This is a genomic window from Micromonospora sp. NPDC048842, from assembly GCF_040649935.1.
GTDB classification, from domain to species: Bacteria; Actinomycetota; Actinomycetes; order Mycobacteriales; family Micromonosporaceae; genus Micromonospora; species Micromonospora hortensis.
The window spans coordinates 113,637-134,840 of the sequence record NZ_JBEZGK010000012.1; the positions used below are offsets into that span (position 1 = coordinate 113,637).

General features: G+C 73.0%; 26 protein-coding genes. 7 read left to right on the forward strand and 19 right to left on the reverse strand.

The window, feature by feature from the left end; genetic code table 11:
* Positions 1 to 7: 7 nt before the first annotated feature.
* Entirely contained in the window at positions 8 to 313 is a 306-nt protein-coding gene (locus tag AB0C19_RS18810; protein ID WP_357186737.1) for a hypothetical protein, read from the reverse strand.
* Between the two features lie 290 nt (positions 314 to 603).
* Between AB0C19_RS18810 and AB0C19_RS18815 the strand changes: the two genes are divergently transcribed.
* Entirely contained in the window at positions 604 to 990 is a 387-nt protein-coding gene (locus tag AB0C19_RS18815) for a DUF72 domain-containing protein (RefSeq protein ID WP_357186740.1), read from the forward strand.
* 42 nt (positions 991 to 1,032) lie between these two features.
* On the opposite strand, the gene AB0C19_RS18820 is transcribed toward AB0C19_RS18815, so the two are convergent.
* Positions 1,033 to 1,461 (reverse strand): DUF2267 domain-containing protein, encoded by a 429-nt coding sequence (locus tag AB0C19_RS18820; protein WP_357186743.1) that lies wholly within the window; start codon positions 1,459 to 1,461, stop codon positions 1,033 to 1,035.
* A complete protein-coding gene (locus AB0C19_RS18825) occupies positions 1,454 to 1,639 on the reverse strand; it encodes a hypothetical protein (RefSeq protein WP_238685875.1) in 186 nt (61 codons plus the stop codon). The genes AB0C19_RS18820 and AB0C19_RS18825 overlap by 8 nt, the downstream gene beginning before the upstream one ends.
* A 106-nt stretch (positions 1,640 to 1,745) precedes the next feature.
* On the opposite strand from AB0C19_RS18825, the gene AB0C19_RS18830 reads away from it, so the two are divergent.
* The gene (locus tag AB0C19_RS18830) at positions 1,746 to 2,264 is read left to right on the forward strand and encodes a hypothetical protein (protein ID WP_357186746.1); all 519 of its coding nucleotides are present in this window, start codon (positions 1,746 to 1,748) and stop codon (positions 2,262 to 2,264) included.
* 21 nt (positions 2,265 to 2,285) lie between these two features.
* On the opposite strand, the gene AB0C19_RS18835 is transcribed toward AB0C19_RS18830, so the two are convergent.
* The 8 genes from AB0C19_RS18835 to AB0C19_RS18870 all read right to left on the reverse strand — a co-directional run bounded on the left by AB0C19_RS18835 (position 2,286) and on the right by AB0C19_RS18870 (position 7,398).
* Entirely contained in the window at positions 2,286 to 3,158 is an 873-nt protein-coding gene (locus tag AB0C19_RS18835; protein ID WP_357186748.1) for a DUF72 domain-containing protein, read from the reverse strand.
* Positions 3,159 to 3,206: 48 nt separating this feature from the next.
* Complete coding sequence (locus tag AB0C19_RS18840; protein ID WP_124823205.1) at positions 3,207 to 3,605, reverse strand: TraR/DksA C4-type zinc finger protein; 399 nt, start codon at positions 3,603 to 3,605, stop codon at positions 3,207 to 3,209.
* Positions 3,606 to 3,769: 164 nt separating this feature from the next.
* A complete protein-coding gene (locus AB0C19_RS18845) occupies positions 3,770 to 4,432 on the reverse strand; it encodes a uridine kinase (protein ID WP_357186751.1) in 663 nt (220 codons plus the stop codon).
* A 41-nt stretch (positions 4,433 to 4,473) separates the two neighbouring features.
* Positions 4,474 to 5,079, reverse strand: a complete 606-nt coding sequence (locus AB0C19_RS18850) for a winged helix-turn-helix domain-containing protein (protein ID WP_238685878.1) — start codon at positions 5,077 to 5,079, stop codon at positions 4,474 to 4,476.
* A 247-nt stretch (positions 5,080 to 5,326) separates the two neighbouring features.
* Positions 5,327 to 5,872 (reverse strand): winged helix-turn-helix domain-containing protein, encoded by a 546-nt coding sequence (locus tag AB0C19_RS18855; RefSeq protein WP_357186754.1) that lies wholly within the window; start codon positions 5,870 to 5,872, stop codon positions 5,327 to 5,329.
* Positions 5,873 to 5,922: 50 nt separating this feature from the next.
* A complete protein-coding gene (locus AB0C19_RS18860; protein ID WP_357186757.1) occupies positions 5,923 to 6,411 on the reverse strand; it encodes a rhodanese-like domain-containing protein in 489 nt (162 codons plus the stop codon).
* 41 nt (positions 6,412 to 6,452) lie between these two features.
* Entirely contained in the window at positions 6,453 to 6,908 is a 456-nt protein-coding gene (locus tag AB0C19_RS18865) for a cysteine dioxygenase family protein (protein WP_357186760.1), read from the reverse strand.
* A gap of 112 nt (positions 6,909 to 7,020) precedes the next feature.
* Positions 7,021 to 7,398, reverse strand: coding sequence for a signal peptidase I (locus AB0C19_RS18870; RefSeq protein ID WP_357186763.1), 378 nt, complete (start codon positions 7,396 to 7,398; stop codon positions 7,021 to 7,023).
* A 178-nt stretch (positions 7,399 to 7,576) separates the two neighbouring features.
* Here AB0C19_RS18870 and AB0C19_RS18875 point away from each other — a divergent pair, with 178 nt between their 5' ends.
* Together AB0C19_RS18875 and AB0C19_RS18880 are read left to right on the forward strand one after the other, a co-directional pair.
* Complete coding sequence (locus AB0C19_RS18875; protein ID WP_357186766.1) at positions 7,577 to 7,969, forward strand: ankyrin repeat domain-containing protein; 393 nt, start codon at positions 7,577 to 7,579, stop codon at positions 7,967 to 7,969.
* 31 nt (positions 7,970 to 8,000) lie between these two features.
* On the forward strand, positions 8,001 to 8,951 hold the full coding sequence (locus AB0C19_RS18880) for a DUF3500 domain-containing protein (protein WP_357186768.1): 951 nt from the start codon (positions 8,001 to 8,003) through the stop codon (positions 8,949 to 8,951).
* 173 nt (positions 8,952 to 9,124) lie between these two features.
* On the opposite strand, the gene AB0C19_RS18885 is transcribed toward AB0C19_RS18880, so the two are convergent.
* The 8 genes from AB0C19_RS18885 to AB0C19_RS18920 all read right to left on the reverse strand — a co-directional run bounded on the left by AB0C19_RS18885 (position 9,125) and on the right by AB0C19_RS18920 (position 18,158).
* The gene (locus AB0C19_RS18885; protein ID WP_357186771.1) at positions 9,125 to 9,883 is read right to left on the reverse strand and encodes a class I SAM-dependent methyltransferase; all 759 of its coding nucleotides are present in this window, start codon (positions 9,881 to 9,883) and stop codon (positions 9,125 to 9,127) included.
* 75 nt (positions 9,884 to 9,958) lie between these two features.
* A complete protein-coding gene (locus tag AB0C19_RS18890) occupies positions 9,959 to 10,153 on the reverse strand; it encodes a helix-hairpin-helix domain-containing protein (protein ID WP_357186774.1) in 195 nt (64 codons plus the stop codon).
* 127 nt (positions 10,154 to 10,280) lie between these two features.
* Positions 10,281 to 10,766, reverse strand: a complete 486-nt coding sequence (locus AB0C19_RS18895; RefSeq protein ID WP_357186777.1) for a DUF2231 domain-containing protein — start codon at positions 10,764 to 10,766, stop codon at positions 10,281 to 10,283.
* Between the two features lie 161 nt (positions 10,767 to 10,927).
* Positions 10,928 to 11,668 carry a GAF and ANTAR domain-containing protein gene (locus AB0C19_RS18900; RefSeq protein ID WP_357186779.1) on the reverse strand — a complete coding sequence of 247 codons (741 nt, stop codon included), beginning with the start codon at positions 11,666 to 11,668 and terminating at the stop codon, positions 10,928 to 10,930.
* A 181-nt stretch (positions 11,669 to 11,849) separates the two neighbouring features.
* Complete coding sequence (secA2, locus tag AB0C19_RS18905) at positions 11,850 to 14,141, reverse strand: accessory Sec system translocase SecA2 (protein ID WP_357186782.1); 2,292 nt, start codon at positions 14,139 to 14,141, stop codon at positions 11,850 to 11,852.
* A gap of 75 nt (positions 14,142 to 14,216) precedes the next feature.
* Complete coding sequence (locus tag AB0C19_RS18910; protein WP_357186785.1) at positions 14,217 to 16,025, reverse strand: ABC transporter ATP-binding protein; 1,809 nt, start codon at positions 16,023 to 16,025, stop codon at positions 14,217 to 14,219.
* 41 nt (positions 16,026 to 16,066) lie between these two features.
* A complete protein-coding gene (locus AB0C19_RS18915; RefSeq protein ID WP_357186788.1) occupies positions 16,067 to 17,155 on the reverse strand; it encodes a zinc-binding alcohol dehydrogenase in 1,089 nt (362 codons plus the stop codon).
* Entirely contained in the window at positions 17,148 to 18,158 is a 1,011-nt protein-coding gene (locus AB0C19_RS18920; protein WP_357186791.1) for a Gfo/Idh/MocA family oxidoreductase, read from the reverse strand. The genes AB0C19_RS18915 and AB0C19_RS18920 overlap by 8 nt, the downstream gene beginning before the upstream one ends.
* Positions 18,159 to 18,352: 194 nt before the next feature.
* Here AB0C19_RS18920 and AB0C19_RS18925 point away from each other — a divergent pair, with 194 nt between their 5' ends.
* The 3 genes from AB0C19_RS18925 (at position 18,353) to AB0C19_RS18935 (ending at position 21,075) form a co-directional block, all read left to right on the forward strand.
* Positions 18,353 to 19,369 carry a glucosyl-3-phosphoglycerate synthase gene (locus tag AB0C19_RS18925; protein WP_357186794.1) on the forward strand — a complete coding sequence of 339 codons (1,017 nt, stop codon included), beginning with the start codon at positions 18,353 to 18,355 and terminating at the stop codon, positions 19,367 to 19,369.
* A gap of 23 nt (positions 19,370 to 19,392) precedes the next feature.
* A complete protein-coding gene (locus AB0C19_RS18930; RefSeq protein WP_357187046.1) occupies positions 19,393 to 20,532 on the forward strand; it encodes a glycosyltransferase in 1,140 nt (379 codons plus the stop codon).
* A gap of 84 nt (positions 20,533 to 20,616) precedes the next feature.
* Complete coding sequence (locus AB0C19_RS18935) at positions 20,617 to 21,075, forward strand: DUF4383 domain-containing protein (protein ID WP_357186797.1); 459 nt, start codon at positions 20,617 to 20,619, stop codon at positions 21,073 to 21,075.
* Positions 21,076 to 21,204 lie beyond the last annotated feature (129 nt).

Genomic DNA, 21,204 nt, shown 5'->3' on the forward strand with positions numbered 1-21,204 from the left:
CGAGCCGCTACCGGGCGCTGCCGTCAGCGCCGCCGTCCTGCTGGCCCGGGGTGGCACCACCGTCGGCGGGACCCTCCGCGCCACCATCGGCGCCACCATCGTGCTGACCGGGAGTGGCACCGCCGTCGGCGGGACCCTCCGCGCTGCCGTCGGCGCCACCGTCGTGCTGGCCCGGAGTGGCACCACCGTCGGCGGGACCCTCCGCGCCACCATCGGCGCCACCGTCGTGCTGACCGGGGGTCGCGCCGCCGTCGGCCGGGCCCTCCGCGCCGCCGCCGCCGGAGGTCTGCATGTCGTCATCGTTGAGTGCCATCGGTACTCCCTCGGGTGTGCCGCCCCGCCGTACGCCGGGGTCCGTCGTGCTGCGGGTGGTACCCCACGCGCGATCTTCTCTAACCCTCACCGTAGACGCCGAACCGGGGCGACACGGGCAGTTCGCGAGCGGCGGCGGAGAGTGCCAGGATGGGGTGGTGATACTGGTGGGCACGTCCGGCTGGCAGTACCGGGACTGGCGCGGCCGCTTCTATCCGCAGGGGCTGCCGCAGCGGCTCTGGCTGGAGCACCCTCACCCACATCAAGCGTCTGCGTGACCCGGAGGAGCCGGTGGCCCGGTTCCTCGGCCGCGCCACCGCGCTCGGTGACCGGCTCGGCCCGGTGCTGCTGCAACTGCCACCGAACCTACGGGCGGACGTCGAGGCGCTGGACGCGACGCTGCGACTGTTCCCGGCGCAGGTGCGGGTGGCGGTCGAGCCCCGGCACCCCTCCTGGTGGACCGACGCCACTCGGGCGGTGCTGGAGCGGCGTCGGGCCGCGCTGCGGTCCTGGGTGGGTCGGCTGACCGACGCCTTCGGCGCGGACGAGCCAGCGTACGTCTATTTCAACAACGACCCGGGCGGGGCCGCGATCGTGGACGCCGTGGCGTTCGCCGCGCTGGCCCGGCAGGCCGGGCACCCGGTGCCGCGGGTGCCCGCCGCCGCCGACGACGACTGAACCCGCCCGACGACGGTCGGGCGGGCTCGCGATATCAGGCCGTCACGGCATCATCGTGGCGAGGTCCTTGGGCATGGTGTCCTTCACGTCCTGCCACTCGCCCTGGGTGACGTGGCGGCGCAGGGTGTCGAGCACCACCTGCGTCACCCGCTCCGGGCCACCCTCCGCGTCGTACGGAAAGCCCTGCCGCACCTCGTACAGGAAGTCGTCACGGTTGAGCTTGATCGGCACGTCGGACGGCATCCAGCCGTCGAAGTAGATGCCCCGCACCAGCACCGGCAACTGCTGGGCGAACTCCACGCTCTCGTCCACCGGCAACCGGTCACGCAGCAGGTGCAGCACCGTGCGCAGGGCCGCGTACGACTGGTTGCGCCGGTCCTTCGGCCAGCCGTACGCGTTCTCGATGTCCTTGAGAATGAGGTTCGTCTTGTCCAGCGAGGACTCGAACGCTGAGATCATCGCGTCAGCCATCGGTCGACCCCCGTTCCGTGGTGTCCCACCGTCGGTCGTCGGCGCGGCGCGGCGGCCCCACCGGGCCACGGCGGGCCCGCACCGGGCTGCCCTGCGGGGCGCGCCGGGCGTTGTCGGCAGTGCCGACCACGTGCAGGACGGCACCACGCCGTCGATCCGTCACCACTCGAGCCGTCATCCCCGTCACCTCCGTGTCGTCTCCGGCGTCGGCCGTCCACCGGACGGCCGTATTCACCGCGTCCACCGTGCCCTCCGAGCGGGTGAGGCGGCCCCACCCTGATCGGGTGAGCGGGCGCGCCGCGCAGCCCGGCCATAATGCGCGGATGTTCTACCGGGACCTCACCACGTACGAGTACCTGGACGACGACGAATTCACCGACCGGGCGTCCGACCTTCGCAGCCTCAGCTTCCGTCCCTGGTACGCGCGGCTGAACGTGGGGTGGCTGGAGGCCGGCAGGCCGTACCGGACAGGGCCGGTCGCGGCTGCCTTCGTCAAGAAGCTGCGCGATGTTCAGGCCGTGCAGTGGATGAACGTCTGTCTGGGGATGCACGAGTGCGACCTGTGCCCGTCCGACGAGATGCACGAGGGGACCGGGGAGATCCGCATCCCGGGGGCACCCGGCGTTGCGTACGCCGCACCGTTCCTGATCAGTCACTACGTCGCGGCGCATCACTACCGGCCGCCTCCGATCTTCGTCGACGCTGTCCTGGCCGTGGACCTCGACGCCTGGGCGGCCGCCCGCTGGCCGGACGTCCCCTTCCCCTGGGTCCCCGACGACGCGGAGCGTCTGGAGATCGAGTAGGCGTCGACACACCGCCGCCGGTCAGCCGGCGTCGAGGAGATTCGCGAGGGTTTTCGCGTTGGTCTGCGCGTAGTCCCGGTAGCAGTTGTTCATGAGCACGTGGGTCTGCCCGGCCTGGTCGGCCAGCTCCCGCAGCTTCGGCGCCCAGTCGGCCAACTCCCGCTTGGAGTAGTGGTAGCCGAACTTCTCGTGGATGTCCTTGCTGGTCCACTTGTCGCTGTGCCCGTGGAAGCGCATGACCGCGAGGTCCGCTGTGGCGGCCAGCACCGGAGGCAGCGACGAGCGGTGGCCCTGCGGCATGTCCACGCAGACGTACGGCAGTTTGTGCTCGCGCAGAAAGGCCAGTGTCTCGGCGGCGTTGTCGCCGTCGAACCAGGAGGCGTGCCGGAACTCGTACACCGGGCGCAGCGGCGCGCAGCGCTTCGCCACCTCCAGCAGGTACTGTTTGTTGGCCCGCTTGATGGTGAACCACGGTGGGAACTGGAACAGCAACGCGCCCAGCTTGCCGGCCTCGACCAGCGGGTCCAGCGCCGACAGGAAGCGCGTCCACACCTCCTCGTACGACTGCGCGGGCAGGTCGTCGGGGTAGACGTTCTTCTTGTCGGTCTCCGGGCGCAGGTCCTTGTAGAGCGCGCTGACCCGGGTGGGGTGCCCGGTCAGCAGGCTGAACGCCTTGATGTTGAAGGTGAAGCCGGCCGGGGTGCGTTCGGCCCACAGCCGCGCGGTCGCCTCGGCGGGCGGCGAGTAGTAGGTGGCGTCCACTTCGACCAGCGGGAACTGCTTGGCGTAGTAGGCCAGCCGCTTCTCGGGGGTGTCGGCGGTCTGCGGATACCACCCCGAGTCGAGCAGTGTGCGGTCGGTCCAGGACGCGGTGCCCACGAGGATGTCACCCATTGTGGAAGTCCATCGCGTCGCGGACCGACCGGCAACCGCTGGGGTGGCTCAGGCCGCCCGCCGCTCGCGAGTCTGCTTGCACGTCACACAGGTGGTGGCGGACGGGAAGATCTCCAGCCGCTCCACCGGGATCGCCGCCGAGCAGCCCTCGCACCAGCCGTAGGTGCCCTCCTCCAGCCGGCCGAGGGCGTGCTCGTACTGGGCGCGGCGGTCGAGGATGGTGCGCAACAGGGACTGGGCGGTGTCCCGCTCGGCAGTCTTGGTGCCGCTGTCGGCCTGGTCGTCGCCGGCGGTGTCGCCGACCTCCACCAGCCGCAGCACCTGGCTCTGGAGCACCGCCTGGTCGTACTCCGCGGTCAGCTCGTCGTAGCGCGCCTGGAGCGACTGTCGGATCTGATCGATCTCCGTCTGGGACCGGGCCGTACCGACCGTGTCGTGGACGAGCATCGCTGCCTGCCTTTCCTGGGCCTGTGGCTCAAGGTGAACCGGGTGCCGGCGGCGCGGGGCCCCGGTCACTGTCGCATTCGGTGCGCGAGCGATCACCCGCGCTCTGTGAGCCGGGCGAGTACCCGCCGAATCAGCAGTGCAAACCGACAAATTCTCGGTTGTTGTCAGTCGTTGCCGCCGGGCTCCACGAGCGCCGGTCGGCGGGGGTCGTCGACGCGTACGACCACGTCGGCGAAGCTCGCCGGGACGACCTCCTCGGCGTACCGGTCGAAGGCCGGCAACGCCCACTGCTGGCCCGCTTCGGTGCGCCGGCGCAGCGCCGCCGGAGACGCCTCCAGGTGGACTGTCACGTCGAAGGGCAGGCCGCCGCCGAGCAGCAGCGAACCGCTGACCAGGACGACACCGCCGGGTGCCAGGTCGACGTAGCGGGCGCGGCTGGCCCGGTCGGCGTCAGCGTCCCAGAGCGACGGAAGCAGCCGGCCGCTGCCGCCCGGACCGGCCGGGTCGAGCACTTCCCGGCGCAGCCCGGCCTCGTCGACCCATGCCTCGTAGAAGGAGTCCGGGTTGGTGCGCCCCAACTCGAAGCGCAGCGACGCGGGGCGCAGGAAGTCGGTGGCGCGGACGTGCAGCACCGGGTGACCCTGGGCGCGCAGCGGGTCGACCAGCGCCGCGGCCAGGTCGTCGACGCCGGCGGCGGGGGCGCCGTCCACTGCCACCCGCAGCCGGGCGGGCCCGGCGGCGGCGCTCGCGGCGCCTGTCGCCGCGTCGGCCAGCCGGCCGGTCAGCTCGGTGACGAGCAGGTCGGGCGAGATGGGACGGATGCGCACCGGACCATCCTGCCCCGACCCGGGTACGGCGGTGCCGCCGGTCAGCCGCTGCGGTCGATGGTGACCCGGGCGTCGTCGGCCAGCCGGTAGCCCACGCCGTAGACGGTGGTGACCAGCGGGACGTCCACGCCGACCTTGCCGCGCAGCCGACGCACGTGCACGTCGACGGTACGCACGCCGGCGTGCTCGTAGCCCCAGACGGCGTTGAGCAGTTGCAGCCGGGTGAACACCCGGCGCGGGTGGGCGACCAGGTGCAGCAGCAGGTCGAACTCCAGCCGGGTCAGCGGCAGCGGCTCCTCGTCACGCAGCACCGAGCGCGACGAGGCGAGGATGTGCAGGGCGGGAATGGTCGGGCTGATCGGGCGGGACGGCGACCGGTTGGCGGGTGCCTGGTCGGGGCGGCGTTCGGCCGGGACCGAGCCGATGATCACGCCTTCGCCCCGCTCCAGCATCTCGCGAGCGGCCTCCAACAACCGGCGCGCCGCCGGGGTCAGCGACTCCTCACAGGCCAGTGGGATGGACAGCGTCACTGTGAGCACGGGCGCGGCGGTGTTCGCCGGGCGACGCTGGCCGCCGGGAGGTCGACCGGGCACCGCGGGTTGGGACGTATGCCATCCGGCACGCGACGAGGCGGGGCTGACCGACATGGTCCTCCTTGGGCTGGTCCGGGTATCTCCCCACGGCCCGGGACGCCGCTTCATCGATGCTTCCCGGCGCCTGGGCGAGGGTCAAGAGGCGGCTGCGTTGCATGAATGTGACAATTGACGAACACATCGGAGCCGAATGCTCGCTCTGCGTACGAGGCCTGATGATTACAGCAGAGTCGTCGAGATGCCCCGTTACGGGGGTCCCCGACCGGTTCACCAGGCGGTCACATCGCCGCCGGACCAGGGCTCAGCTGCTGTGATCCACGCTGATCGGGGCCTCGTCGGCCAGCCGGTAGCCGACGCCGTAGACGGTGGTGACCACCTCCGAGCCGGCCAGCTTGGCACGCAGCCGACGGACGTGCACGTCCACCGTCCGGGCCACCGCGTGCTCGTAGCCCCAGACGCTGGAGAGCAGTTGCAGGCGGGTGAAGACCCGGCGGGGCCGCTCGGCCAGGAAGAGCAGCAGCTCGTACTCGATGCGGGTCAGCGCAATGACCCGGTCGCCCTGGCGGACCATCCGCGAGCCGGCCAGGATGCGGACGTGGTCCGGTGCGGCGGACGGCGCGGCGGGGCGAGGGGTCGGTCGCGGCCCCGACGCGGGCTCCTCCACGGCACGCAGTTGGCCCTCCCCCGACTCGGCCAGCTCGCCGAGCAGCTGCACCAGCCGGGCCAGCCGGGGGCTCAGCGGCCCGGGGACAAGATCGAGGGTGATGGTCAGGGTCGGGCTGGTGCGCGGACGGGCCGGCGGGCGCACGCCGGGGTGGCGGCGCGTGGGGATGGCGACGACGGACATGGTGCCTCCTGAGTGGCGGTACGCGCGCCACGCCGGGTGTGGCGTGACGGTCAGCGGCGCGTCCGGCCGGCGTTGACCGGGGACGCGAGGGGAGAGGGGTGGTGCAGGGGGGTCGGGCCGAGGGCCGGCAGGCCGGCGATCCGCCAGGCCGCGAACCCACCGACCACATCGGTGGCCCGGTGCAGGCCGACGTCCTGCAACGCGGCGGCGGCCAACGACGAGGTGTAGCCCTCCTGGCAGAGGATCACCACCGGAACGTCATAGCCGACGGCCTGCGGCAGCCGGGCCGCGCAGCGTGGGTCGAAGCGCCACTCCAGCACGTTGCGTTCGACGATGAGCGAGCCCGGGACCACGCCGTGCGCCGCCCGTTGCGCGGCCGGGCGGATGTCGACCAGCAGCGCTCCGCTCCGGTACGCCAGGTGCGCCCGCTCCGGGTCCAGCCGGCGCAGCCGGGCCCGCGCGGCGGCCAGGATCTCGTCGATGCCCCGGGAGCCCGGCGGCGGCACTGGGGCGGGACAGTGCTCGGCGGTTATCTGCATTATCGGTTCCTTCCGGTGACAGGGGTTCTCGGTGTGCGCGGCTACCAGGACCGACCGGCCTCGGCGACCTCGGCGACCCGCAGCCGCCCGTCGAGGAGGTGATAGCGGGTCATCCGCAGCAGCGCCGGGCGGTAGACGTGCACGCTGACCGCCGGATCGACGCCTCGGTTGGTCACCCGGTGCACGTGCCGGGGGCCGAAGCGGCGGCCCGCGTCGGCCGGCAGCAGTCGGGGGCGCAGTCGACCGGCGCTGACCGTCTCCTCCGTGAGCGCGCCGCTGACCACCCGGAACGCTCCGGAGGAGCCGCCGTGGTCGTGCAGGTCGGTGCCCTGCCCGGGCAGCCAGCTCAGCGCCCACACCTCGTGTTCGTCGCTGACGGCGAGGCGCGCGTACCAGCGCTCGGCGGGATCGAACCGCAGGGCGACCGGCCAGCCGGCCGGGTCGGCCCATCCGGCGGCAACGGTGAGCAGGTCGGGCTCCGGACGGTGGTGCGTCATGGCGGTTCCTCGCGGGTCGTTCGGCGGGGTGCTCCCGTACTCTAGACGGCAAAGCCTATAGGTTTAGTAGGTAATTTCGTCTAGTGGGACGCAGCTCATCCGCTCGGGTGAATCAGCGCAGCACCGGCGGGTCCGCGCGGTAGCCCGGCAACGAGGGCCAGCGCACTGTCAACACCACCGACGCGCGCTCGGCGAACCAGGAGTGGTCCACCCCACGGGCCCACACCACGTAGTCGCCCGGCGCGGACAGGCGTACCGTCCGGTCCGGCAACTCCACCCGGAAACACCCCTCGACGAGTACGAGCAGAGTGGTGCGCACCTCGCCGGTCGCCCACCGCGACCGAGCCTGCCCGGGGGGATGCACGCCCCACTTCACCTCGACGTCGGTGCTGTGCCGGATCTCCCCCGGCGGCGCGAAGTGCCCGAGCAGCCAACCAGCGTTGGTAGCGCCGTCGACGCCCGCGTTGCCCACGTACACCGTCTCACCCATCGGACCCCTCCCCCAGCGCGCCGGCCGAGCAACCTATCAGGACCGGTGTGGCCAGGGCGCGTCTCCCGGATCTCGTCGAGCCGAGACGGGGCCCCGGCGGCGATCTGGCAAGGCGGCTGGACGTCCGGGCCCGGCGTAGGCCGGCGAAGATCCGGCGGACACGCCCTATCCTGGACCGGTGACCGAGAACCTCGACGCCGAGACGCTGGCGTTCGCGCACCGGATGTTCGACCTGGCCCGAGCCGGCGCCACCGACGAGCTGGCGGCACAGATCGACGCGGGCCTGCCGGTCAACCTCACCAACGACAAGGGCGACACGCTGCTCATCCTGGCCGCGTACCACTCCCACCCGGACACGGTGGCCGCCCTGCTCAGCCGCGGCGCCGACCACACCCGAGCCAACGACCGAGGTCAGACGGCGTTGGCAGCGGCGGTCTTCCGCAGCAGCACCGAAGCGGTCCGCGCGCTCCTCGCCGCCGGCGCGGATCCGGCACACGGCGACCCGTCGGCCGTCGAGACCGCACGCTTCTTCGACCTGCCGGAGATGACAGAGCTGCTGCGCGTCGGCTGACACCGGCACGGTCGGCCGGTATACAGGGTCGGTGGAAGATCCTCTGCCGGAGCAGATGCGGGCCGCCGCGACCGCGCTGCTGACCGCGCTCGACCCCGCCGCCCGCGAGAGCGCCGTGCACTCGTTCGACGACGAGGCGGCACGACGCTGGCTGGAGTACCGGCCCCGACCCCGACCGGGCGTGTGCCTCGCCGAACTCGACGTCACCGCTCGCAAGGCCGCGCACCGGTTGCTGGCCACCGCGCTCAGCCCCTCGGCGTACGCACAGGCGATGGCGATCATCTCGCTGGAGGAGGTGCTGGACCGGGCCGAGGGCTGGCAGCGCGGGCGACACAGCGGCGACTACTGGGTGGCCGTGTTCGGTGACCCGGCGCGCGACGACCGTTGGGCGTGGCGACTCGAAGGGCACCACCTGTCGGTGAACATGACAGTGGTGGACGGTCAGGTCTCCCCCGCGCCGATCTTCTTCGGCGCCAACCCGGCCGCGGTCCGCTACGCCGGCCGTCCGGTCTCCCGCCCACTCGGAGTCGAGGAGGACCTGGCCCGCGCCCTGCTCGACGCGCTGGGCCCCGCCGAGCGGGCCGCCGCGATCATCGCCGACGAGGCCCCCGCCGACATCATCAGCGCCACCCGTGGGCGGGTCGACGCGCCGCTGGAGCCCCTCGGCGTACCGGCGGAGCGCCTGGGACCGACCGGCCGCGCGCTACTCGACCAGGTGGTGGCCCTCTACCTCGACCGGCTGCCGCCCGAGCTGGCCATCCGGGAGGCGACCCGACTGGACGCCGGCCCACTGCACTTCGCCTGGGCCGGCCCGACCCACCCCGGGCGACGGCACTACTACCGGGTGCAGGGCGACGACCTGCTGATCGAGTACGACAACACCACCGCCGACGGCAACCACGCCCACACAGTGCTGCGCCGCCCCGCCAGCGACTTCGGCGCCGACGTCCTAGCAACCCACCACCAAACCCACCCCCACTAATCCCCCGCCCCGCGCCCTCGCGCCCCGCGCCCTCGCGCCCCGCGCCCTCGCGCCCCGCGCCCTCGCGCCCCGCGCCCTCGCCCCGCCGATCTTGCAGTTTCGGTGGTCGAATTGCCTAGGTAGGCGGCTTTCGCGAGTACCGAAAGTGCAAGATCGACGGGGGCGAGTGGCCGTCAGGGGCGGGTGGCCTCGATGAGGAAGCGTTGGGCGTGGGCGACGAAGGGGCCCTCGTTGGCGATGCGGTGGTGGAGGTCGCGCAGTGGTGCGCGGTAACGGTCGACAGTGAACCCTGGCACCGTCCAGATCACCTTGCGCAGGAACCAGACGACCGCGCCGATGTCGGCGAAGGTCGCCCGCAGCGTGGCCCGACGCAGGTCGACCACCCGCAGGCCGGCAGCTTCGGCGGCGGCGACCGCGTGCTCGGGGTGCCGGTGGGTCGGCGGCGGCAACGGCCCGAGGATCGCCTCACTCAGCTCCCGCATCGTGCCGGCCCCGATCTGCTGCGACAGGAACGTCCCGCCCGGCCGCAGCACCCGCGCCGTCTGAACCCAGTCGGTACGCACCGGATGCCGACTGACCACCAGGTCGAACGAGGCGTCGCGAAACGGCAGCGGCCCGTCCGGCGCGACAGCGACCACCGACGCGCCGACCCGACGCAGGGTCCGGCGGGCGACCTCCACGTTCGGCGGCCACGCCTCGGTCGCCGTCAACAGCTTCGGCGGACGCGGCACCTCGGCGAGCACCTCCCCGCCGCCGGTGTCCACGTCCAGCGCCGCGTCGGCCCGCGCCATCCGGTCGGCAACCAGCCGGACGTACCCCCAGGGTGGACGCTCCTCGGTGGCCCGGCCGGCCAGCCAGCCGAAGCCCCAACCATCGACGGGCGCGGCGGCGGCCTCCGCGATCAAGTCCTCGGCGTCACGCTCAGCGGTCATGGTGGCCAGCCTCGCGGCCGGTCATCCGGCCGGCAACCCATTTGCCGCCGCCCGGTCGGGGTGTCCCGGGTGTATCTAGCCGAGGCCGAGCCCGTGTTCCTCGAGAGCTGCCTGGAGGATCCCGAGCGCCTTCGGGCCCATGCCGTGCAGCTTGGCCAGGTCCGCCCGGGGGACGCCCGCGAGCTGCCGCAGCGCGGTGTAGCCGGCGCCGTGCAGGGCCCGGGCGGCGGGCGCGCCGATCTTCGGAAGCGTGTCCAGAGAGGAGGTCATCCGGGGATGGTAGACCGACCAGTCGCACGGATACCGGCCCCGCGCACCAGGCCCGCCGGCCGGCCGAGCACCCGGCCCCGTGGGTCGGGCGCGTCCGGCGGGTCGGGTCAGGGTAGGGCGCGGAGGGTCAGGGGCGGGCGATCTCGCCGGTGGAGCCGGCCAGCGCTTCCAGGCCGCCGGCCTCGGCACGGCTGCTGTCGAACTGACGCATCAGTCGGGCGCCCAGGTGCACGCCGACCCCGCCGACGGCCAGCGCGACCAGTTCGGTGACCAGGATCGCCACCGACGCGCCGCGCTGTGGGGAGTGTGACCGGACCAGGCAGGTGAGCAGGAACATCGCGGCCATCACCGCGTTCACGAGGTTGAAGGCGACCGCGGTGCGGCGGGTACGGTCGCCCGGCACGTCCCACAGGTCGACCATGCCGGCCACGGCGGTCAGCGCGGCGGCGACGAGAGCGGCGACACCGGTCCAGTAGCCGACCTCGCCGAGGAACGCGGGCCCTCCGATCACGTCGGTGAGGTCGAAGACGGTGGCGCTGACGAAGAGCCCGAGCGGGAACGTCACCAGCATCGGTTGGATCGGGTGCCCCTGCACTCGCAGCCGGCTCTGCATCGGTCCTCCCCCGGGTCGGCGCAGCTCACCTGACCAGAGTGCTACCCGGGGCCGGTTCAGGCGAAACGATGCCGCCCGACTCGCCGCCGGCAGGGAGAACGGGCACCGCAGCCGCCGCGCGGCACAGCCGCCCACGCGGCACAGCCGCCCACCCGCAGGGGTCAGTTGTCGCGTGGGCGGGAGACCGTCCGGACCAGGCGCTCGGCGACCTCGCGCAGCGGGATGTCCAGCGACGAGGCGGCGGTCCGCAGGACGTCGAGGGCCTCGGCCGGCGGGCATCCACGCTGCGTCATGATCACGCCGATGGCCTGGCCCACCACCCCGTCGTGCAGGAGTGAGGCGTCCCGCTCACCGGCGAGGGTGAGCTGTCGGCCGCGGTCGCGGACGGCGGCGAGCAGCAGACCGGCGTGTTCGGCGAGCAGCATCGCGGTCAACTGGTGTTGCGGGGTCAGCAGGTCCGGCGCGGCGGCGTACAGGTTGATGGCCCCGATCACCTGGTCGTCGATGTCGACCGGTGCGGAGATCACCCCGCGTACGCCGAGGTCGCGGGCGTGTGCCGTCCAGGCCGGCCAGCGGGGTTCACCGGTCAGGTCGGCGGCGAGGATCATCTCGCGGCGGTGGATCGCGCTCATCGCCGGCGTGTCCGGCCCGTGTCGCAGGTCGTCCAGCCCGGCCAGCCCCTCGTCGGAGGCGGCCACCCCGGCCGGCTCGCCGGCCCGCAGGGCGGTGAACCCGCACCAGCGCACCCCGGCGACGGCGTCCCGGGTGACCCGGACCAGGGCCAGCAGCGCCTCGTCAAAGTCGGTCAGGGCGATCAGCCCGGCGGTCAGCTCCCGTAAGAGTGCGGCTGCTTCCAGGACGCCGAGGGTGTGCACCACCGGTTCCCGCGTGTCGAGATTCACCGGTTCGCAGCCTCCGTGCCGTCTCGCGCCTGCCCGGCACGCATCGTCACCTGTGTCATCGTCTGCTCTCTCCCGACTCGACCGACCAGCCCTACTACCCTGGGAAACCTGGGTCGAAACGGCGTAAATCGGAGCCCCGGTCGTGCGCGGAGGCGCGATCGGGGCCCCGACTGTCGATACGTCAGCGCGAGGCGCCGCTGAGCCGCCGCCCGATCGACGCGATCAGACGGTCGAGCTCGGAGCCGAACGGGTTGTCGTGCACCAGGTACGTCCAGGTGGCGGTGGGCCGGACCAGGGTGCCGTCGTCGGGCTGCCAGTCCTCATCGAATTCGGTCTCGGTGAAGGTGGCGATGGTGCGGGCCTCGATCTCCGGGATCAGGTCGTTGAACGCCGGCACCGCAGCCCGGTGGAACTCGTCCAACGGGTCGAGCCGGCCCAGCGCGCGCAGGTGCACGCCCTCGCGGACCTCCGACAGCTCGGCCAGGTGCTCGGCCCAGAGCCGGTCCAGGTGGTAGAGCGCGATCGACCGGGCGGCTCGGGCGAGCAGGTCCTCGTCCATCTCGCCGGCCTTCTCGGGCTCCTTCTCCAGCAGCATCACCGCGGCCACGTCGCTGGTCAGCAGCCGCTCCCGGCGCGCCGCGAGGGCCTTGCGCTGCTGCTCGATCACCACGCTGTAGCGCCAGGTGTTGCGGTGGATCTCGTGGTTGACGCCCTCGGCGACCCGCTGGGCGTGCTCCACCGCGTAGTCGACCTGCTCGTCGGTCACCAGACCGTCGGCGTTCATCCGCGGCGAGGCCGGCACCGAGTCGGCGGCGTGCCGGACGACGAGGTCGTCCTCCAGGCTGACGAAGAAGACCGAGCCGCCCGGGTCGCCCTGCCGGCCGGCCCGACCGCGCAGCTGGTCGTCCACCCGGCGGCTGTCGTGCCGGCCGCTGCCGATCACGTAGAGCCCGCCCAACTCGGCGACGCGCTCCTGGTCGGTCTGGTCGCTGCCGCCGAGGCGGATGTCGACGCCCCGGCCGGCCATCTGGGTGGAGACGGTCACCGCGCCGTACGCGCCGGCCTCGGCGATGATCGCGGCTTCTTCGTCGTCGTTCTTGGCGTTCAGCACGACGCAGGGCACCCCGGCGGCGTTCAGCCCGGCGGCCAGCCCCTCGGACTCCTTGACGTCCAGGGTGCCGACCAGCACCGGCCGCCCCTTGGCGTGCCAGCGCTGGATCTCGTCGATCAGCGCCTCGTCCTTCTCCGCCCGGGTGGCGTAGATGCGGTCCGGCTCGTCCTCGCGGATGCACGGGGTGTTCGGCGGGATGACCGCGACCTCGAGGTCGAAGAACTCCCGCAACTGGTCGCCGACCAGCACCGCGGTGGCGGTCATCCCGCAGACCTTCGGGTAGAGCGCGATGTACGCCTGCATGGCGATGGTGCCGAGCACCTCGCCCTCGGCGGTGGCGTCCAGCCCCTCCTTGGCCTCGACCGCGGCCTGGAGACCGTCCGGCCAGCGGCGGCGCTGGGCCACCCGGCCGCGCATCTCGTCGACCAGCTCGACGGAGCCGTCCCGGACGATGTAATCCACGTCACGGTGCAGCAGGGCGTGCGCGTGCAGCGCCACGTTGACAGCGGAGAGCTGCGCGACGTGCTCCTCGTCGTACAGGTCGATGCCGAGCTTGGCCTCCATGGCGGCCAGGCCGGCGGAGGTGAACGCCACGCTGCGCCCGTCCTCGGCGACCGTGTAGTGCTTGTCCTTGCGCAGGCCACGCACCAGCGCGGCGGCGGCGTGCACCGGGTCCTGCTCGCCCGGCACAGCGCCGGCCAGGACCATCGGCACCCGGGCCTCGTCGATCATGATCGAGTCGGCCTCGTCGACGATGGCGGTGGTCAGCGCGGGCTGCACCCGATCTTCCACGTCGGTGACCAGCTGGTCGCGCAGGTAGTCGAAGCCCGCCTCGCTGACCGAGACGTAGGTGACGTCGCAGGCGTACGCGTCGCGCCGCTCCTGCGGGGTGGAGGCCTCGTTGACCCAGCCGACGGTGAGGCCGAGCAGGGTGTAGACCGGCTCCATCCACTGGGCGTCGCGGCGAGCCAGGTAGTCGTTGATGGTGAGCACGTGCACCGGGCCGTTGCCGAGCCGGACGTGCCCGTACGCGGCGACAGTGGCGGTCAGTGTCTTGCCCTCACCGGTGGCCATCTCGGCGACCTTGCCGGAGAGCAGCGACATCGCGCCGAGCAGCTGCACGTCGTACGGCCGCTGGTCGAGGCCACGGCGGGCGGCCTCACGGCCGACGGCGCAGATCTCCTCGTAACCGGCGGCGGCACCCGCGGCCGCGGTCAGCTCGGCGTCGTCGAGCGCGGTGAGCTCAGCCTCGCGCGCCTCGATCGCCGGGAGCAGTTTTTCCAGCGGAGCAAGATCCACGGTCGAGCCGGGGCGCTGGAGGAACCGCCGGAACTTGCTCTTGAACCGTTGCGACACACCCATGAGCGGCAACGGTACGCGATTCCGGGCGGCGCGCGCGGCCCGGCCGCCCGGCAAGTCGGCCTTCCTGGGGCGCGGTCAGCCGACCAGCAGCTGGTGGCTGGCGAGTTCCCGGTACAACGGGTCGGTGGCGGTCAGTTCGGAGTGGGTGCCCACTGCCACCACCCGGCCGCCGTCGAGGACGACGATCTGGTCGGCGTCGACGACTGTGGCGAGCCGGTGCGCCACGATCAACAGGGTCCGGCGGACGGCCACGGCGTCGATGGCGCGGCGCAGCGCGACCTCGTTGCGGGAGTCGAGGTTGCTGGTCGGCTCGTCGAGCAGCAGCACCGGCGGGCCGGCGAGCAGCGCGCGGGCGATGGCCAGGCGCTGCCGCTCACCTCCGGAGAGCAGCACGCCGCCCTCGCCCACCTGCACGTCGAGGCCCAGCGGGGTGCGGTGCGCCAGGTGGCCCAGGTTGACCTCGTCGAGGACGTCACGTAACCGGTCGTCGGTGGCGTCCGGGGTGGTGATCAGTAGGTTCTCCCGCAGCGTGCCGGCCAGCACGGGAGCCTCCTGCTCGACGTAGCCGAGGCGGGCCCGCAGCGCGTCGCGGGGCAGGTCCCGTACGTCGGTGCCGTCGAGTCGGACCGCGCCGGCGCTCACCTCGTAGAAGCGCTCGACCAGGGCCAGCAGTGTGGACTTGCCGGCGCCGGAGGGACCGACCAGGGCGGTCCGGGTGCCGGCGGGGACCGCGAAGCTGACCTCGTTCAACACCGGCTCGCCGCCCGGGTAGCCGAAGCCGACCCGGTCGAACTCGATCATCGGGGTCGGGCGGCGCGGGGTCGCCGTCGCGACGGCGGACACCGGCCGGTCGTCAGCGCCCTCGGCGGGCACCGCCAGGATCTCCTCGATCCGCTGGAGGGCGCCCAGGCCGGACTGCAACTGGGTGTACGCCCGCAGCACCTGACCCAACGGCAGCGCCAGTAGGAACAGGTACATGACGAACGCGACCAGGTCGCCGACGGAGATCGCCCCGGCGGCGACCCGCGCCCCACCGATGCCGAGCACCAGCAGGAAAGCGCCCTGCACGGTGACCGAGCCGATCGGGCCGACCAACGCCTGTACCCGGGCCACCCGCAGCCCCGCCGCGTACGCCTCCCGCGCGCTGCCGGTGACGGCCTCCGTCTCCCGGGTTTCGGCGCGGCTGGCCCGGATGGTCCGGGCCGCCGAGATGGCCCGCTCCACCGCCGAGGTCATCTCGCCGATCCGTTCCTGGGCGGCCCGGGCCAGCGCCCGGACCCGGCGGGCGAAGGTGGCGGCGAAGACCAGCCCCAGCGCCACCCCGAGCAGGGTGACGCCGAACAGCAGCGGGTCGAGCAGCACCATGGCCGTGCCGGCGCCGACCACCGTCACCGCCCCGGTGACCGTCTCGAACAGCCCGGAGGTGACGACCGCGCGCAGCAGTGTGGTGTCCGAGCCGACCCGGGAGAGCAGGTCGCCGGTGCGTCGACGGTCATACTCGGCGATGGGCAGCCGCAGCAGGTGGCCGGCGAGCCGGCGCCGGGTGCCCAGAACCACTCCTTCGGCGGTGCGTTGCAGCAGGTAGTCACGCAGCCCGCCGATCGCCGCGCCGAGCACCACGAGGGCCACCAGCACCGCCACCAGCCGGGACACGCCCTGCTCGGCGCCGATCCGCTCGAGCACCGACCGGGTGAGCAGCGGCTGCGCCAACGACGCCGCCGAGCCGACAAGCGACAGCGCGCCCACCACCACCAGGGTGCCGCGGTGCTCCCGCAGGTACGGCAGCAACGCTGACAGGCCGACCGACCGGCCGGCGGGGTTGTCGCCGGCCGGCCGGTCGGTCGAGGTGTCGCCGGGAACCGGCCGGTCCTGCACGGTGCTCATGTCGCGAACGGTAGCCGCCCCCGGCACGCGGCGACGGCGGGTCAGGAGGCGAGCACCACCTGAAGCTCCTGGCGGCGACGGTCGGCCAGGTCGGTGAGGAGGGCGGGCGCCTCGTCGAACGGCACCACCGCCGAGACGAGGTGCTTGCGGATCGCGTCGCCGTACGCCCTGAGCAGGTCGACGGTCTCAGCGGAGAGCCGCTCCCGGTCCCAGGTGGGCGCGAGCCCGCGCGGCACCCGGCCGATCTGGGCGCAGCGCAGCGACAGCCCGTTGTGGTGGAACTCCTCACCGAGGCGGACCGCGTCCGCGCCGCCCTGGTAGAAGGCGAGGTCGATGACGGTGCCCTGGGGCCGCAGCAGCCGCAGGGCGAGGTGCAGCGCCCACGCCTGCCCCCGGCACTGGAACACCACGTCGGCGCCCCGGTCGCCGGCGGTGTGCGCCCAGCGGGTCTTGAGCACCACCGCCGGGTCGTCCGCCTCGGGGTCGAGGGTTTCCAGGCCGAGCGCCTCGGCCACCTGGCGGCGCTGCGGGGTGGGGTCGAGCACCACCACCGACGCGGCGCCGTTGCGGCGGGCGAACAACGCCGTCAGCAGCGCCACGACACCGGCGCCGACGACGGCGACCCGTCGGCCGCGTACCCCGTCGCCGAGCGCGCGGACGTCGGTGCCGTGCAGGTCGGCGGCGGCGTGCAGCAGACCGTTGGCGCAGATCGGGCCCATGTGCGCGACGTACACACCGAGCAGCGGGTCCAGGTCGTCGGGCAGCGCCACGAACCGTTCGGCGACCGGGTCGGCCAGCCAGCCGGTGCGGTGCCCGTACGTCATCGCGCCGACCGTGCCCACCGCGACGGCCGGGGTCTCGCTCTCCACCACCCTGCCGACCTGCATGTAGCCGAGTCGGGTCACCGGGTAGGGCGTGCTGGCCGCGCCCGGCTGGAACAGGCCCAGGTCGGCGTTCCAGGTGACGTTCAGGTAGGGGTTCGTGCCCTTGACGTAGCTCAGCTCGGTGCCGGCGGAGACACCGCTGAACAGCGTCTCGACCCGGAACGTGCCGGGGCGCAGCGGGGCGGCGTCCTGCTCGACGAGGTCGACCCGGCCGGGACCGGTGACCACCACGACCTTGTCACGCATCGACCGTCACCCCGGTGGCGAGCACCGCGGGCGCGGTCGCGGTGGCGAGCCGCACTGTGGCGCCGGTACGGGCCGAGTCGGCCACCGCGAGGGCCAGGCGCTGGGTCGCGAGGGCCTCGGCGTACGGGACGCGCACGTCGTCGCCGATGCCGCGGACGGCGTCGACGAAGGCGCGGTCCACCGCCACCCGGGCGGCTTCCGGGTCGGCGGGGACGTGTCGTTCGCCGTCGGCGTCGCGGATCGACAGCCCGTCCTCGGTGAGCGCGAGGGCCAGCCCGTCGGCGAGGATCTCCAGGCCGGCGCGGTGCTTCCAGCCGAGGACGCAGGCGGCGCTGAGCGTGCCGACCGCGCCGTCGGCGAAGCGCAGCGTGGCGGTGGTCACCGAGTCGATGTCGGCGCCGTCGACCGGCGGTGGGGTGCCGTTGCCGTACGCGGTGACCTCGGTGACATCGCCGGCCAGCACCCGGATCAGGTCGAGCACGTGGGCGGCCTGCTCGACCACCGGCCCGCCGGAGCGGTCCCGCCGCGACCACCACGCCACCGGGGGCACCTTGTCCAGCCAGGCGCCGCTGACCATCCGCACCGGACGGTCGGCGAGCAGGTCGCGGGCCTGGTCGAGCACGCTCAGATAGCGCCAGTGGTGACCGACGGCGGTGCGCAGCCCACGCCGCGCGACCAGGTCGGCGATCCGCTCGGCGGTGCTCAGGTCGACAGCGACGGGCTTCTCCACGAACATCGGCACCCCGGCCTCGATCACCGCCTCCTCGGCGGGGCCGTGCGCGAACGGTGGCACGCAGACGTACACGGCGTCCAGATCGGCGGCCAGCAGCTCGGCGACGTCGGCGTGGACCCGCCCGCCGTGCTGTGCGACCAGCGCGGACGCGGCCTCCGGCGCGACGTCGGTGACGCCGACCAGCTCGACGTCGTCGAACCCGGCCAGTACCCGCGCGTGACGCTGTGCCACGCCGCCGGCTCCGACCAGACCCACCCGGCAGTTCCGCATCCCGACACCCCTTCGAAGACGTTTCATGTGCGATGGGAGCAGTCCCCTGGGGTGTGCGCAATCAAACGTTCATCCCCCGGGAACGAATTGTCGTCACCTCTGTGATCAAGCTGTTGCCGAGAATGCGGTTAGCGCGTGATGAGGAATGGGAACAACCAAATTCGGTTTTTCCACGCACGAACGGAGGGGTGCCCGTGCGGGATATGACATCGAGCGTGTCGCCGGTGGTGGAGGCATGGGCCACGTACCGGACGACGTCGGCGGCCGACTGGCCGACCCGTCGGCTGATGCGCGCCAAGGGTGAGACCCGGGTCAGCGTGGTGCTGCCGGCACGCAACGAGGAGGCCACCGTCGGCGCGATCGTGTCGACCATCAGGGAGCACCTGATGGATCGGGTGGCCCTGGTCGACGAGCTGATCGTGGTGGATTCCCGCTCGACGGACCGGACCGCCCAGGTGGCCCGCGCCGCCGGCGCGGAGGTGGTGAGTCAGGACGCGATGACCCGGGGGTTGCCCCGGCTCACCGGCAAGGGCGACGCGCTCTGGGCCGGGCTGGCCGCCGCCGAGGGAGACGTGGTGGCGTTCATCGACGCCGACCTGCGGGAGTTCCGGCCGCACTTCGTGAGCGGGCTGCTCGGTCCGCTGTTGACCGACCCGTCGGTCGACTTCGTGAAGGGCTTCTACCACCGGCCCCTGGTGGGCACCGCCAGCGTGGAGCAGGACGGCGGGGGCCGGGTGACCGAGTTGATGGCCCGGCCGCTGCTCAACCTCTTCTGGCCCGAGCTGGCCGGCTTCGTGCAGCCGCTCGCCGGCGAGTACGCGGGCCGCCGGGACGTGCTGGCCCAGGTGCCGTTCGTCTCCGGGTACGGGGTGGAGACGGCCATGATGATCGATCTGCTCGACCTGGTCGGCCTGGACGCGCTGGCGCAGGTCGACCTCGGTGAGCGCAAGCACCGCCACCAGGACACCGCGGCCCTCGGCCGGATGTCCGCGCAGATCATGTTGACCGCCTGGTCCCGGTTGCAACGGCGCGGCTGGGCCACCCCCGGTCTGGCGCCCGAGGCGATGCTGACCCAGTTCCGTCGCGGTGGTTCGGACACCCTGCCCAACCTGGACCGCGAGATCGTGGTCAGCGACGTCTCCATCGAGGAACGCCCGCCGTTGGCCGAACTGCGCCACCGGGTGCCCCGCCGCCGGGTGGCCGCCGCGTGAGCGCGACGAGCCTCACCGTGCTGATGAACGCCGGCCCGTGGCTGTCGGTGCCACCGCCCGGCTACGGCGGCATCGAGAACGTCATCGCCACGCTGGTGCCGGAGCTGCGGCGACTCGGCGTCCGGGTGGTGCTCGCCTCGGTGGGCAGCAGCACCCTGCCGGTGGACGAGCAGCTCTCGGTCTTCGCCGACGGACAGTTCGCCGCGTTGCAGCGGCCGTACAACCAGGTTTGCGGGATCGCCCAGGCCCACCTCGCCGGGGTCGTCCGGGAGCTGCACTCCCGCGACGACATCGACCTGGTGCACGATCACGTCGAGGCGGTCGGGCTGGCCACCCTCGCCGCGATGGGGCCGGCCGGACCGCCGACCCTGCACACCCTGCACTGGGACCTGGCCAAGCACCCGGCGCTCTACGGCAGCCTGGACGGCGGCGACCGGGTCCGGGTCAACGGCGTCTCCGCGTCGCAGCTGGCCCGCGCCCCGCTGGCGCTGCGGGAGCACTCGGTGGGGCACGTGCACCTGTCCACGCCGCTCGCCGTCGACGCCGACCGGCGGCCCCGACCGGACAAGGGCGAGCACCTGCTCATCCTGGGCCGGATCAACCCGGGTAAGGGGCAGGACGTGGGCGCCCGGCTCGCGCACCGGGTCGGTATTCCGCTGGTGCTGGCCGGCCCCGTCGGCCCGTACCACCGGCCGGCCGACCTGGCCGCGGCCGGCGACGAGGCCCGGCAGAACCCGGACGTACGGTTCTTCCTCGACGAGGTGGCACCGCACGTCGACGGTGACCTGGTCCGCTGGGTCGGCACAGTGGCCGGCCAGGAGCGTGACGACCTGCTCGCCAGCGCCCGCGCGTCGCTGTTCCCGCTGCGGTGGGAGGAGCCGGGCGGCACTGCGGTCGTGGAGTCGCTCGCTCTGGGTACGCCGGTGGTGGCCACCGCCCGGGGCTGCCTGCCGGAGCTGATCGAGCACGGCCGCACCGGGCTGCTCACCACCGACGAGGAGGAGTTGGGCGACCTCGTCCTCGCCGCCGAGTTGCTCGACCCCGACGAGTGCCGGCGGGTGGCAGCGCGGCGCTTCACGCCCGCGGTGATGGCGCAGCGTTACGTCGAGCTGTACGAGCGGGTCCGACAGTCGGCGAGCGCGCCGCGGTTGCTGCCGGCCTGACCGACGGCGGGGCCGGCCGGTTTGCCTGTCGCGCCAGCGGGTAGCCGGCAGCGCTCATGCCCGCCGCGCGACGAGGAGCCGGGAATGGTCGGACCGATGGCGCACTCCCGGGCCCGACCGAACCCGGCCGACGGCAAACCGCCGGTCCGGCGCGCGGCGGCAACGGTGGGGGTGCTGTTCCTGCTGGTCGGCGTGCTCGGCTTCGTGCCGGGGGTCACCACCGGGATGGACGCGCTGCGCTTCGCCGGCCACGACTCGGGCGCGTACCTGTTCGGCGTCTTCCAGGTGTCGGTGCTGCACAACCTGGTGCACCTGGCGTACGGGGTGGTGGGTCTGCTGTTGGCCCGGACGGTCACCGGCGCTCGGGCGTTCCTGATCGGCGGTGGCGCGGTCTACCTGGTGCTCTGGCTCTACGGGCTGGCAGTGGATCACGACACCGGGGCGAACGTGCTGCCGGTCAACGACGCCGACGACTGGCTGCACCTGGGGCTCGGCGTCGGCATGATCGCACTGGGCGTCCTGACCGGCCGGCCCCGTCGCTGACCGCCGATCCCCGTCCTGACCGGCCGGCCCCGCCCCTGACCTGGGGTTGCGGGGCGTGACGTGCGTCGCCCCGCCGTCGGTCCGGTTTGATCGGGAACGACCTCGGGTAGTTGGCAGATCCCGACCCAG